This is a genomic window from Streptomyces diastatochromogenes (assembly GCF_002242805.1).
GTDB lineage: Bacteria > Actinomycetota > Actinomycetes > Streptomycetales > Streptomycetaceae > Streptomyces > Streptomyces diastatochromogenes.
In genome coordinates, this window is record NZ_MCGQ01000045.1 from 38,228 (window position 1) to 52,654 (window position 14,427).

General features: G+C 73.8%; 4 protein-coding genes. All 4 read right to left on the reverse strand.

Annotation, left to right across the window (positions count from 1 at the left end; translation table 11 throughout):
* Positions 1–14: 14 nt before the first annotated feature.
* The 4 genes from BEK98_RS39200 to BEK98_RS39215 are packed head-to-tail and all read right to left on the reverse strand — an operon-like array spanning position 15 to position 14,426.
* Complete coding sequence (locus BEK98_RS39200) at positions 15–5,273, reverse strand: hypothetical protein (RefSeq protein WP_094221547.1); 5,259 nt, start codon at positions 5,271–5,273, stop codon at positions 15–17.
* Positions 5,260–8,541 carry a hypothetical protein gene (locus tag BEK98_RS39205; protein ID WP_094221548.1) on the reverse strand — a complete coding sequence of 1,094 codons (3,282 nt, stop codon included), beginning with the start codon at positions 8,539–8,541 and terminating at the stop codon, positions 5,260–5,262. Before BEK98_RS39205 ends, BEK98_RS39200 begins: the two co-directional genes overlap by 14 nt.
* Positions 8,538–9,743 carry a Kelch repeat-containing protein gene (locus BEK98_RS39210; protein ID WP_094221549.1) on the reverse strand — a complete coding sequence of 402 codons (1,206 nt, stop codon included), beginning with the start codon at positions 9,741–9,743 and terminating at the stop codon, positions 8,538–8,540. The genes BEK98_RS39205 and BEK98_RS39210 overlap by 4 nt, the downstream gene beginning before the upstream one ends.
* Before the next feature lie 33 nt (positions 9,744–9,776).
* Positions 9,777–14,426: a DUF6603 domain-containing protein gene (locus tag BEK98_RS39215; RefSeq protein ID WP_094221550.1), complete on the reverse strand. Its 4,650-nt coding sequence runs from the start codon at positions 14,424–14,426 to the stop codon at positions 9,777–9,779.
* Position 14,427: the final 1 nt, after the last annotated feature.

Sequence of the window (14,427 nt, forward strand, 5' to 3'; positions counted from 1 at the left end):
CGGAGAAGTCGATGTCAGTCATGGGCTTGGGCCTTCCAGCGCAGGTTGGACACCGCGAGATCGGTGGAGATCGTGATGGGCTGCCGGGTCGCCGAGATGAGCGTGGCGGGCAGGAACTGGGCGTACGCGGTGTCGTCGAGATGGTGCGGTTCGACGGCGCGGATCCTCGCCAGGGCGAAGGTCTCGTTGACGGCGGCGAGCAGGTCGGAGGGGAGCCAGGTGCCGTTCTCCCGCTGGACGGGCGGCACCACGAGCAGCATGGCCTGCGGGGGTTCGGAGTCCGGGCCGTCGTAGTGGACGGCGATCCCGGTCGTCTCCTCGGCCGCGGGAACCACCTCCGTCCACTCGTCGAGCAGCAGCCCGCACCAGCTTCCGCCGCCCAGCAGGGGCTGCGACGCGTAGTGGGCGGTGAACAGCAGCCGGTCCTCCACGATCCGCGTACCGGCCCTGAACTCCATGGCCAGCCAGGAGTCGTCCTGGCGGTACGGCAGTTGAACCGGCGTCAGCTGCGGCTCCTGCCAGCCGTCGAGGTTGCTCAGCAGGCCGCCGGGGCCGCGCAGCGCGTCACCGAGGTGGACGGCCTTCTCCCACAGCCGCGGCTTCTCCCGCACCCGCGCGACGCCGTGCACCCAGTCGTCGACCGGATAGTCGTGCTCCGCGGTGAGATGCGCGGTCAGCCGGGCGCTGTCGTCGCGCGCCCTGCGCCAGTCGTCGGCGAGGTCGGCGGACGGCTTGAACTCGGGTACGACGAGCACGTCGTCGCCGATCATCGCCTTGAGCGCGTCGACGGCGGCCTTCACCCTGTCCGGCCCGGTGACGGCGTCGTCGTACGCCTTCAGGCCCCGGTCGGCGCCGTCGAGCCGTTCGCCGATCTCCGTGCGCAGGGCCTGGGCGCGCTGCAGCAGATCGCGGGCGAAGGTGACGACCCGGTCCTCAAGCGGCGCCGGGTCCAGGCCGATCGGGTCGAACGCGGTCAGCGGCAGCAGGGCGGCGACCTCGGCGAACAGGCCGCTCAGCGTGGTCTCCGTGGTGGTGGCCACGTCCTTGAGGCCGTCCAGCCGGCGGGCGAACTCGGCGCGGCGGAGCGCGACGGTGGCCCGCAGCCGGGCCGGACTGGACGGGCGGGGGCTGGTCGGTGTGGTGGTCAGGAGGCGTTCGGCCTGTTCGAGCAGGGCGAAGCGCTGCTCGTCCGGGGTGGAGAGGGGCAGGCCGTCGTAGGCCCTGATCAGGGCGTCCGCCTGGGTGAGGGAGCGGCCCATCCGGTCGGCGGCGACGGCGACGGCGGCCAGCAGGTCCGCGAACACCGCGCGCCGCCACTCGACGACCTCGCCCCAGCCGCTGCGGACCATGCCGAACCCGCTCGCCCTCGCCACGAGCGCGGAGTACCGGGAGAGGAAGTCGTCGATGCCGGAGACGAGTTCACCGCGCCCCGGGACGGCGGGGGGCGCCGGGAGGAGCGGGGTCAGGTCGGCGAGGTAGGTGTCGACGTCCTTGCGGAGGGCGTCGAGGGCGGTGCGTACGGCGGCGGGGCGCTCCCTGGGGACCGTGACGGCCTCGTCGTCGGCTGCGGCGGCGGGACTCGGACCGGCCGCTGCCCGCAGGTCGGTCGGGCGCAGCGGGCGGGCGGTGGTCAGCAGCGAGCGCAGGGTGTCGACCAGGGAGGACACCTCGAACAGGGTGAGCTTGCCGCGGACGCGCTCGGTGTACCTGATGGTGAGGACGGCGTCGGGGCGTGGGCGGTCGCGGGTGACGACGGCGCCGATGATCCGGTCGTCCAGGTCGGACAGGCCGCTCTCGCCCGTCGGGCGCAGCGCCCACAGCAGGTCGATCGGTTGCAGGCCGAGGTCGAACTGGGTGACGACACGGCTGCGGAACCGCCCGTCGACGGGGTCGGTCCAGGTGACCTGGACCGCGACGTCGAGCTGGGCCGGCAGCAGGGCGGGCAGCCAGGCGTTGAGCGCCGGTTCCGCCTGCGCGCGGGGGCCGCCGCCCGCGAAGTGCGTGGTGCCGTGGTCGGGACGCAGCCCGGGCGTCAGCAGCAGACCCAGCCGGTGGGTGAGGGTGATCCCGCTGCGGGGCGTGCGCACGACCGCGGGGTCGGGCGGAAAGCCTTCCTTGGCGTAGGCGTCGAGCGTGGCCGAGGCGCGCTCCGGGTTGCCGAGCAGGGCCTGGTGCGTGCCCTCGGCGACGGCGAGGTCGGCGAGCGCGTCGTGCAGGTCGAGCAGGCGCTGCACCTCCTGGTTCATGGCGGCCTGCTCGGTGGTGCTCGCCTCGGGCAGGTGCTCGGCGCCGAAGGGGTAGGTGGGCGCGGCGGGCGGCCGGGTGGCCCGGCGGACCAGTTCGAGGCCGTCGACGACGTTGCGAGCCTCGACCAGGTCGATGTCCACGGGGGCGCCGGAGTCCGTGGCGGGCGGGTCGGAGAGCTTCCCGGCCCGCAGCGGGAAGGCGCCGCGCAGCGCGGGCAGGAACCTGTCGAGATCGACGCCCGGATACCCCTCGTGCAGTCCGCGCTCGAACCGGTAACCGAGCAGGGCCCCCAGCGACTGCCCCTGCCGCAGCCCGTCCAGCAGGGCGAGTGCCCTGCGGACCCGCTCCGAGCTGAGGTTCACCGCGAACGCGTCCTTGTTCTGCGGTGATCCGTTGGCGAGGTACCCGGCGCGCAGCACGGCGGCGGTCCGGGCCTGAGCGGGCGAAGGGGCGTGGATCCAGCCGCCGTTGCGGCTGTCGTGCGCGAGGGAGTCGGCCTTGAACACCTCGGCGAGCTTCCCGGTGAGGGACACCCGGGTGAGCGTGGTCCGCTTGCGCAGCCGGACCTGTTCCAGCAGGCCGTAGGCGCCGATGTGCAGCCCCCGCTTCGGGGTGCCAGCGCCGTAACGCAGGGTGGACAGCAACTCGTTGGCCTGGCCGAGGCGCCAGGCGTCGAGACGGTACGTGGCACAGTCGAGGTGCTCGGCGAGGACCCGCTCCAGCCGTGCGGTCGGCAGGTCGGCGAGCAGTTCGACGGCGTCGGTCTGCTCCTTGAGCAGGGCCGTCTCCCGGCGGGTGGCGAGCACCTCGGGGATGTACCGGTGCACCAGGTCGTCGGGGTTACCGGTGATCGCCGGATCCGGGGCGTACAGCAGGCGCCAGCGGCTCTCGCTCGGCGGCTCGGCCTGCCCCGGCGGCCGGCGCAGGCGCACATGCACGAACGGTGGGTCGACGGGCGGCGCGGCAGCCCGTCCGGCGGTCACGGCGAGCCGGCGGGCCGCGTCCTCCCAGCCGAGCATCAGCCCGTGCCGCAGCAGCAGGTACAGCAGGTCGGCGGGCGGTCGCCCGTCGGCGAAACCGTCCTCCAGGCGCAGCGCGTCGAGGTCCGTGCGGCCCTTCTCGGCCAGCCAGTGCAGGTAGTTCCGGCCGTCCGGGCCCGGGGTGTAGGTGCGCACCGGTGCCGTCTCGGACAGCGGGCGGTCGTCGACGAGCGGGCCGAGCAGCGGGTACTGGATGCCCGCGAACAGCCGCCGGATCAGCTCGGGTCCGTTCAGCAGCGGATCCTCGACCTGGTGACCGAAACGGGCCAGGAGGTCGGCGATCGGCTGCGGATGGCGCAGCTCGTTCCTGAGCAGGTCCAGCGCGTGGGGTCCGGCGGCGGCCAGGTTCTCCCGGTTGTAGTAGTCCTCGACGCCGAGCGCGTACCGCTGGTGGTACTCGGCCGAGGTCGGGTGCAGCGCCAGGACGTCCAGGAGCCGTTGGTGAGGGTCGTAGCCGGGCGGCGGGTCCTCGTCGTCGCCGAGGACGCGGGCGACCTTGCCGGTGGCCTTGTCCCAGGCGTCCTGCGCCACGTCGAGGATCCGGCCGAGGGTTCGCCGGTGCGCCGAGTCGGGCGGCTGCAGCCGGGAGAAGGCGGTGGTCGGCAGGATGCCGTAGGGCTGTCTGCCCACCTTGACGGCGGGCACCGGCCCGCGCCCGGAGACGTACCGCAGGAAGAACTCGCGGGTCTCGGCGACCGCCTCCGCCGACAGGACCGGGTGCAGCGCACCCTCCAAGAACGCGCCCCAGGTGGCGGGCCACAGCGCGATGTTCGCGGCGCGGGCGTCGCGCTGGTCGGTGCCGTCGGCGTTCGGGACGCCGCTGAGCACGGCCGGGTCGAGGCCGAGGAGTTCGGCGAACCACTGCCCGTCGCCGCGGCCGCGCCAGTCGCCGGGCGCGGCGGCGAAGCTCTGCCGGAGGCTGCGCAGCCCGGCCTGTGCCACCGCCTTCTCGTCCTGGCCGGCGGGCGCCTGCCCGGTGTTGTTGGTCGCCGTGCCCTGCGGCAGCAGCGCGAACCCGGTCGAGCTGCGTACCTGACGAGTGATCAATTTCTCGAAGGCCACGGCGCTCTGCTCTGCCGTCGGCGCCTCGCGCAGCCCGAGCACGACCAGCCGGTCGAGGCCGTCCCGGGTCCGCTCGTCGAGCGGGATCCGCAGGCCCATGCCGATCCGGACGGCCTCGTCGAAGTCGACCAGCCACAGCAGCTCGTCCGGCACGTTCAGGACACCGGTGCTCTCGTCGAGCCTCAACTGGTTCCGCTCGCCGGGATCGGGGCTGACGGCCAGCTCCTGCCGGGCGAGCGGGGCACCGTCGGCGGTGAGCACCAGGTCGTCGCCGACGTACCCGAACACCGTGAACCGGTCCGGGAGCAGTGCCGCCTTGGCGGGCCTGGTCCAGGAGTCGGCGCTCGTCTGCGGCCGGGGCAGGACCAGGAAGGCGACCACGACCCCGTCGTACGGCGTCACCGGCGCCGCGTCGATCCCGGACGGCTGCCGGCCGCGGATGGCGTCGGCGCGGCCGGCGCCCACGGCGGCGAGCAGCGCGATGTCGGCGGCCCGCAGCCGGGCCCGGTCACCGTGGGCGCGCCAGACAGACGTCCAGTACGTGAGGGTGGGCTGCCGGTCCGCGGCGGGCAGCGCGGCCTCGCTGACGATCACCAGGACCGCCGTCTCGGGGGGCACCCGGTCGGGCCGGTCGCCCGGGTCGGCGGGCCGGTAGGTGTCGGTGAGCCAGGCGGCCCGGCCGACGGGGACGCGTCCGGTCAGCTCCTGCCAGGCGGCGTGCTCGGCCTCCTGCCGCCCCGCGGCCCGCCACATCGCCGTCCAGTACGCCGACAGCGCCCCGAACTCGGCGTCGCTCGGCACCGTCTCCTCGGTGGAGACGCACCACTCGTCGGGAAACACCCGCACCAGCAGCTCGGTCTCGGTGAACCGGGTCTCCACCCGGACCGGTCCCAGCAGCACGGGAAAGTCGTCACTCAGCGGCATCGAGCAGCATCTCCTGCGCGTGGACGGCGATCAGTACGGGAGCCTGGAAGAGCATGTAGGCGATGTCCGCCGAGCCGAGCGTCTCGTCCCAGCGCGGCAGGAACACGTCCTCACGGCGCTGCTCCTCCTTCTCCTGGTCGTCCTCGGACCCGTCGAACGGCGCCAGCGGCTGCCGCACGGCCGGGTCGAGGGTGATGAACCGGGTGCCGCCCGGGTCGATGTCGTTCCAGGACAGGTCGTTCCACACCTCGACGGCATCGGTGCCCTGGCCCTCCTCGTCGGCCCCGAACCGTGGGTCGCCGGGCCGTTCCTTGATCACGAAGAACCAGCCCGGGTCGTCCGGGACCCGACCGCGCGCCGCCTCGGCCGTCAGGTCGAAGCCGAGCAGCGTGATGTCCGGCTCGACCTTCGCCTCGTAGATCGGCAGCCGCACCTTGTCCGGCGGCGGGTGCTCCGAGTCGGGGAACGCGGCGAGCACCCGCTCCCGCTCCGGGTGCGGTGCCCCGTCCTCGCCCCGGTCCCAGTCGGCGGCGTGGGCGTAGATCGCCGCGGTGGGGTACTTCTTCAGCAGGTCGCCGCGGATCACCAGGACGAGTTCCTGCTCCTGCACGCTGCCCTGGTCGCGGTTGTCGTGCGTGCCCAGCGGAGAGTCGGGGTCCCAGTCGGCGACCGGGGTGAGGTCGTAGAGGCGTTCCCGGCGCTGCCCGGCGCTCTCGCCGGGCAGCGGCAGCGCGGGGCGCGGGTCCCAGAACTGCCGGAAGGGCGTGCCCCGTTGGTCGGTGGGGTACTCGCGCCACAGCAGCTCGCGCGCCATCTCGTGGTTGAGCCCCACCATGAACGACTCGATGAACTCCCGGTCGGTCTCCAGCAGGGTGACCGTGTTCGGCGGGACCATCCGGAGGTTCGGTACGAAGGTGTCCACCGACATGTCGATCAGGGACTGGAACATCGGCAGGTCGATCACCGGGTACGCCATCACCTCCAGGAACCGGTCGGTGAAACTCCGCAACCGCTCGGGAACGAGCGCCGAGTGGAACAGATCCCTGGGCACGGTGAGGTCGGAGCGGAGTCCGGTGAGCAGGTGGGTGACGGTCTGGTCCACGCCGAGCGGATCGCGCTCCCTGGCCCTGGCGCCCGCCTCCGCGTCGGCGCGTGCCCGGTACAGGTCCCGCAGACCGTCCTTGAACCGCGCCGCCTCCGGGCTGTCGTGGTCGCCCCCCGCCGGGGGCACGACGCCCTCGCGGGGAAGGGTGACGACGAACTGGGCGCTGGTCTTCAGCCGCCTGATCTCGTCGGGGTCGTCGGCGGCCGCCTGCGTCGGCGGGTGGGGGCGCAGGAGGTCCTCCAGCCGCTGCGCGGTGACCACGGCCGACGGGGTGGCCTTCGCAGGCGCCGGCGTGACCGCCCCGGTGTCCCGGTCCATCTTCTCGGGCAACTCGTCCGGGGACGCCGTGCCGAAGGCCAGCGTGCGCATGAGCCGGGAGCCGGGCCGGGTGATCCGCCGCATCGCGGGCGACACCGGCGCGGAGCCGACGCGGCTGGTGGCGAGCTGGAAGCCGACGGCCAGGTGCCGGCCGTCGGAGGCGAGCAGCGCGGCACCTGTCGGCACCGGTGTGACACGGGCACCCGCCGGGGCCGTCAGCCGCAGCGCGCGGCCGGACCGGGCGGCGGGTGCCAGGGCGGCACCGCCACTCGACGTGGCCGGCGGATCGAGATGCTTCTTCTGCAGGGCGTGCCCGACCTCGCGGGCCAACTGGGCCTGCCGGATCCGCTTGTTGGCCTCCAGCACCTCGCCGACCTGCGCCCAGGCGGCCGCCATGAACTCCTCCTGGCGTGCCTGCACCACCTGGGTGCCGAAGTTCGCGGCGATACGGAACCGGGGGTCCAGGTTCAGCCGGTGCACCCAGTTCCGGCTCCTCGGCTCCGGGATCGGCGTACCGTCCCGCTCCCTCAGCAACCGGGAGGTCGCCGCATGCCACTTGCCGTACAGGGGCGGGGTGACGACGGGATCGACCTGGCCCGCGAGCATGCGCACCTCGGGCGCGCCCGGCACCACCGGGTGGGCCGCACCACCCGGGTCCGCGGCGGCCAGCCGGGCGTGCGCCTCGGCCGGGGCGGTGTCGAGGTAGGCGTCGGCCAGGTTGACCAGCCCGGCGAGAGCCTCCTGAAAGGGATGCGGGTGGGCCGGCGGCGGTTGTGAGGGATCCGCGGCCGGGAACCAGCCGTCCCAGTTGTCCCAGACGTCTCGTTTCCGTCCCGGCACCCGCAGCGCACCGCCCAGCTTCAGGACACCGCCGAGCGCTTCAGGCGTGTCGATCGGCGGCAGATTCGCGCCGGGCCGCTGCCGTACGTCGACATCGCGCCGGGCCACACGCGGGTCGGGCCGCTCCGGGACGAGCTGCCGCACCAGGTACTCGAAGTCGCCGGCGGCACCCGTGGCGAAGAACCAGCGGTGGTAGTAGGGCAGTTGCCCGGCGGCGGGCTGGTTCGGATAGCCGCGCCCCCAAGCGGGGAAGTCGGCGTCCGCGTCGGGCGGCAGGACGGGCGGGAGGCCGAGACCGCTGAGCCGGCCGGTCTCGAACGCCGGTACCAGGAAGGCGTGGTACGGCCGGTTCGGCAGCAGGTGCCGAGGGCAGAGCAGCCGGCAGCAGGCGTCGTCCGGGCGGTCGCGCAGGACGGCGCGCAGGGCGTTCAGGACGGCCGGCATGCGCTGCTCGTCCGAGACGACGGCGCCGTCGAGTTCGCCGCTCACGTGGACGTGCGCCCAGGCGCCGAGCTGGTCCGGGTGGGGCAGGGTGCGCGCGGGATCGGTGACCGTGACGAACGGCAACGGGAGGTCCGCCCCGGCCCCTTCGGTGAACTCGCCCGGCTCACCGGACTCGCCCGGACCCTCCAGGACGATCAGCGCCAGCCACGGCTTGAGCCGACCGGTCGCCTCGGGGGCGGCCGGGCTGTAGCGCCAGAGGAAGTCCTCCTCGTAGAACTCGATGTGCGCGAGGTAGTTCGGCTCGACGTTGGTGACCCAGGGGCGGGGCTCGGTACGGGAGATCGCGCGCGGGTCCACGCCGACGACGTCACCGGGACCGTAGAGCTGAACCCGCCGCTCGACCGGCTTCTCCAGCCGGCCGGACCCCTGGAGCGGATCCCCGGACACCACGAGCTTGACGGGGATCGTGGCCCGGGTGGAGGGGGCGGTCGGCGGCTCGGTGACATGGGTGACGATCCCGGAGCGCAGCCATGGCAGGAAGGAGTACGCGCCGCCGCTCACGAGCCGCCCCCGGTGAGCGTGAAGACCTCGGTGGTCATGGTCAGTTCGGCCTTCGTCGGGTCCGCCGCGGCGACACCCGAGGCAACCGTCCCGCCGGTGACCAGCACCGTGCCGGCCGCGAGCGCGGTCGCGGCGAACGCCCAGCGGCCCTCGGTCAGGCCGGCGGCGGTACTCCAGCCGCCCGGCCCGCTGTCGTCGTAGACGAGCGCGCTCTGGTAGCCGATGCCGTTGCCGTCGTCGGTGGTGCCGCCCACGACGAGGAACTTCGCCGAGCCGAGCGGGATCACCCGGTGCAGGGCCCGGCCGCCCGCCGTGGCCGGTCGCGCGGTCCACTTCCCGGATGCCAGGTCGAAGCGCTCCACGGTCAGTTCGGCGTACGGATCGTAGGTGCCGTCGCCGGCGGTGCCCGGTGTCGCCCCGCCGACGACCAGCGCGGTGGTGTCGGAGGCGAGGACGGCCCGATGGCCGCTCCTGGGCTCCGACAGGCTCGCGACGGGCGTCCAGGTGCCCGCAGAGCCGGAACCCGGGTCGTACACCTCGCAGAAGGCCAGGGCGGCCTCGCCGCCCGGGGACACGGGCGCGGTGCCTCCGGTCACCAGGACCTTGCCGCCCTTGAAGACGAGGGCACAGTGCCCGGCGCGGGCGTCGGTCATCGGCGCGGCGGGGGTCCAGGAGCCGTTGTCCGGGTCGTTCGGGTCGCCCTTCGGGTCGAAGATCTCCGCCGAGGCCAGGGCGCGCACCGAGTCGCCGGAGCGGCTGGTGCACCCACCGGTGACCAGCACCCTGCCGCCCTCCAGGAGCACCGCGGCATGCCCCCAGCGGGCCTCGCGCAGAGCGGCGACCGTCTTCCAGGTCCCCTGGACGGGGTCGTACAGCTCCACCGCGGTCAGCCCGGCCGCGTGCGGACCGGAGCCGCCCGTGCCGCCGGTGACCAGGACCTTGCCGCTGTCGAGCACGGTGACGGTGTGCAGGCGGCGCGGGAAGGCGAGCGGGCTGCCCGCCTTCCACTCCCGCTTCGTCAGGTCGTACACGGCGGTGCGGTTGGTGGCGGCCGAGGCGGCGTCGGAGCCGCCGACGAGCAGCACGCCCTTGCCGTTCTTCAGCAGGACGGCGCCGTCGTCCTGCCCGTGCCAGCCGGCCGCCGCGGGCAGAGCGCCGGTTTTCGTCCAGCTGCCGACGGCCGCCGGGGTGGGACTGGTCATCGCGGGTGCACCCTTCGTGGTGGGGCGTGGGGGTCAGGGCGTGTGGAGTTCGGTGGTGGCGGTGACGTCGTCGGTGCCGTCCGGGGTGGCGGGACCCGAGCGGACCAGCCCGCCGGTGGTGAGCACCCGCCCGTCGGCCAGTTCGACCGCCACCGTCTCCGAACGGCCGGTGGCGAGACCGCCGGTGGCCGTCCAGGTGCGCGCCGCCGGGTCGTAGAGGACCGCGCCGCGCAGCCCGGACGCCGCCGGATCCCGCCGGCCTGTACCGCCGAACACCAGGACCCTGCCGGTGCGCAGGGCCACGGCGCGGTGGCTGCCGCGTCCGGCGACCGGCAGGTCGGGGCACGCGGCCCAGCTGTCGGTGCCCGGGCTGTACTGCTCGACGGAGGCCGCGCACGCCGTGGAGAACCGGGCGCCGACCGGGGTGTCGCCCGGGTCGCCGCCGGTCACCAGGACGGTCCCGTCGGCGAGGAGCGTGGCCTGGTGACCGGTGCGCGGCACGGCGAGGCTGCCGGCCGGTGTCCAGGTCCGGCTCCCCGGGTCGTACAGCTCGCAGTACGCGAGGGCCGCGCGCCCCGCTCCGGTGTGCAGCGCGCCGCCGACGACGAGCACCCGGCCCCGGGCGTCGGAGAGGCGGACGGCCCGGTGGCCGGACCGGGCGTCACCCATGGGCGCGGGCCGCCGCTCGTCCTCGGCCCAGGCCCCGGTACGGGGGTCGAATAGCTCCGCCGACGCCAGTGAGGCGTGCTCCCGCTCGCCGCGTGCCCCGGTCCCGCCGGCGATCAGTACTGTGCCGTCGCCGAGGAGGGTGGCGCTGTGGCCGAAGCGGGCGCCCGGCAGGGGCGCGACCGTGCTCCAGACGCGGGTCACCGGGTCGTAGATCTCGGCCGAGTCGAGCGCCCCGCCGTCGGTGCCCTGCCCTCCGGCGACCAGTACCCGGCCGTCGGCGAGGAGGGTGACCGTGTGCCCCCGGCGGGCCGCCGCCATGTCCGGGGCGGCCTCCCAGACCCCGCCGACGGGGTCGAACAGCGCGGCCGACGCGAGCGAGGAGCCGGCCCGGTCCCGTCCCCCGGCGAGCAGCACGGCCCCGCCCGCGAGCCGGACGGCCTCACCGCCCGCCGCCCCGAAGGGCGCCGGCGCGGCGTCCGTCCAGGTGTTCGGCGCCGCGAGCGGTGCGGAGACCTCCGACTCCCGGATGACGTGCAGCGTCCCGGCGAGACCCGGATCCGCCACCAGCCAGTCGGAGAGCGCGTCCTCGGCCGTGGCCTGGGACCGGAACGTGGCCGCCCCCAGTCCCGCGCTCGGCGGGAACGCCTGGACGTTGTTGCGTACGTACGCGATGACGAACCGCTGCGCGGCCACGCGCACGGTGTCCTCGGCGGCGAACGGCTGCCGCCGGCCTGCCTCCGTGCGGGACAGGGGCGAGCGGCTGGTGCTGCTGCCGTCGAGGAGCTGACGGAACACGGCCGCGTCCACGTTCTGGAACCGCTTGGTCCGGCCGCCGGAGGCGACGACCGCCCGGGGTGCGGCAGCCGCCGCCGCGTGTGCGGTCGGCCGGGTGTGGGGCTTGCGGGAGTCGAAGACGTGCATCTCGTAGCGGGCGCTCCGGCGCACCGCGCGGGGAGCGGCCAGCGCATCGGGCGCGGCGCTGAGTTCGAGGCCCGCGTCCTGGTCCTCGTAGGCGGGCCGGGAGAGTTTGGCCGCGTCGTCCATGTCCTGGAACTGGGCCATCGCGAACTTCTCGGCGGGCAGGGAGAGCTGGACGAGTCCGCCGGCGGGGTCCGGGGCGATGGTGAACCGTTTGCCGTCGCTCGGCCGCTGGGCACCCACCCGGTCGATCCGCACCCCGAGCGGAACGGACCGCTGCCGTACGAAGAGAGTGCCGCGCGGGTGCAGGACGAGGTCGTCGGTGTCCGCCAGCCGGCGCAGCGTGACGAGGTGCCGGGTGTCCGCGGTGGGCAGCCGGGTCTCCCAGCCCTCGGTCTTGCCGATCTCACCGGCGAGCAGCGCGAGGACCTCCACGGGCGGGAGGGTCGTGTTGTGCTCCTCGCCCCAGCTGATGTCGAAGTCCGCGGAGATCTCGAAGAACAGCAGGGAGATGGAGCCGCGCCCGTGCGCCCGCCACGGGGACGGCCCTTCGAGCTGGAACCGCAGGTCGATGCCGAAGATCCCGGCCCCGAACGCCTTGAGCGTGACACTGGCGGACACGCTGATGACGAACGCGAACGGCGAGAACCGGAACAGCGCGTCGAAGGTGACGTGCCCCTCGATGCCGAAGTCCTCGAACCCGAAGCGCAGCAGGGCCTCGGCCCCGAACTGGACGGTGTTGCTGGTGATCGCGAAGTATCCGGAGACCCGGATCAGCCGGCCGGGCATGTTGATGATGTCGACCGACAGCCGGTCGGGCACCGGGAAGGGGAGCGCGGGCGGCTTGTACGAGGGATGGAACCCGCCTACGGACAGCACGAGATCCGGGCTGTCGCCCCAGGCGACGTACAGGCCCATCCCACCGTCGATGGTCATCCAGAGGATGCGCGACTCGAACAGCCGGGCGTAGAACCACAGCCGCGACTTGTCGAACTCGACGGCCCCGATGAACTGCACCTGCAGCACGAGCAGGGGCAGTTGCTCGGTGGGCAGCACACACTTCAGCACGCCGAGGACGGCCAGGTTCCCGGGGACCTCGATGATCAGACCGAGCGAGACGCTCACCAGCGTCGGGGTCCCCCAGCCGATCTTTGCCATCGGCCCGATGAGGAACTTCCCGTCCTCCGGCGGGAAGAACTGCCGCAGATCGCTGATGATCCGCGGCGCGTTGGCGACGACGTCCCGCGGGAACATCACCGATTCGATACGTCCGCTGTGCACGCCCTCGGTCAGCGCCCTGAGGTTCATCGCACGGTTGAGCCCGATGATCCCGCCGACCGCGAGCAGCGTGAAGCCGTACCCCAGCTGGATCCCGGTGCCGAACTCCGCGGTGATCACCACGAGCAGCGAGAATCCGTCGGGCCGGTCCGGCATCCGGGTGGAGATCAGCCCGATTCCCTTGAGCTGGAGAAATCCGGCGAACTCCAGCTCCACGGCCCCGGCGTACTCGCCGCGCTCGGCATCGACGTACAGGTATCCACCACCGGAGAGCACCCCGGCGTCCACCGACAGCCCGACACCGTTCGGCGGCTTGAAACGGAACCCGAGGTCGAGGGGCCCGAGGCTCCCGCCGTCCTTCGGGAAGCCGAGTGTCACGACGAGACCGACCCGGTCGACGGCGGCCTTGACGGGCCCGAACTCCGCGGTGAACGCCCCGGAGATCTCCACCGGCACGGCGGGGCCGTCGCCGATCCCGACGCTGAGGTAGAGCGTGGTGACCTCGACGGGACCGAGTTCTAGGTGCACGGGGATCGACAGATCCAGGGAGCCGCTGCCTTCGAGACGCAGCCCGGAAGACGGCGCCCACAGCGCGGTGACGTCGACGCCGGACTCGATCCGGCCGCCGCGGGTGACGGCCCGCAGGAAGCCGTCGCCTTCGGAGAGGTCGATGAGGAGGTGTCCGCCCTTGAGGTCCAGGCGTGCGGAGGGCTCTGCGGTGACACCGGCACCGGCGCTCGCCTCGGCCTGCAGTCCGAGGGCGAGGGCGAAGTGCCCCAGCTCCAGACGGGAGCCGCCGGCCTGCCCGATGAGCAGCATGGGCGTGCCGTCCGGGCGCCGTGCCTCCAGGCCGAGTTCGGCAGAGAGCTTGAGGTCGCCTTCTGGATGGAACGCGATCGCCAGGGGTGGGGTGACGACGGCCCGCAGCCCGGCGTCGAAGGCGGCGGCCGCTTCGATGGCCAGCTTCCAGAGCGAGCCCGGCCCGGCCGTCACCGAGAACTCCCCGGCCGACCCGCCGTCGGCCTGTACCGACAGGGACGGGGGAGTGGTCGACCTGTCGGCGAGCAGCCGCGTCAGCAGCACGTCGAACGCGGGCGGCAGCCCGGGCTGTTCGGGCGGCCCCTGGTACCGGTAGGGCTGTCCGAGGGCGAACAGGTGGTCGGCGAGGATGCGGAACAGCTCCAGGCCGTCGAACTCCGCCGTGCCGAAGCCGAAGACCTCGCGCATCAGCCCGGCGGGATCGGTGAGCAGGCTGAGCAGCCGGTCCAGGCGCAGGGCGCGTCGCCGTACGGGCAGCCGGGTCGGATCGTCCGGGTCGAGGATCGCGGGGACACTCTCGACGACGCCGGTCAGCGTGAGCGCGCCGACGACCGCCTCGCTCCTGCCTTCGAGATGGGTGATCAGCGCGTGGTCGAGCAGGCGCCGGGGCAACTGCCGTACCTCCGCGGCGAGCCGCAGGCGCTGAGCGTCCGTGAGGTACTGGTCCGCGGCCACCGCGCTCGCCAGGGCCGGGCCGAGGCCTGCGACAGCCGAGAGCACCTGTCCCAGAACTCCCACCAGCGAGGCGCCCGCACGGACGATCTCCGCCGGCTCACCGGCTTCGATCGCCCGCGTGAGGCCGTCGACCGCGGGCCCGAGCCCGGCCGACTGCACGGTCACCGTGCCGATACCGCCGGCCGCGCCGCCCAGCCCGCCCGGAAGCCACAGCCCCAACTCCTGGAAGAACTGGTCCCGCCGTTCCTCGCCCAGCCACTCGTGCAGCGGCTGCAGCGCCCGGGCGAGCTCCCTGGCCAGCAGCTCCAGCGTCCCCGCTGCCATG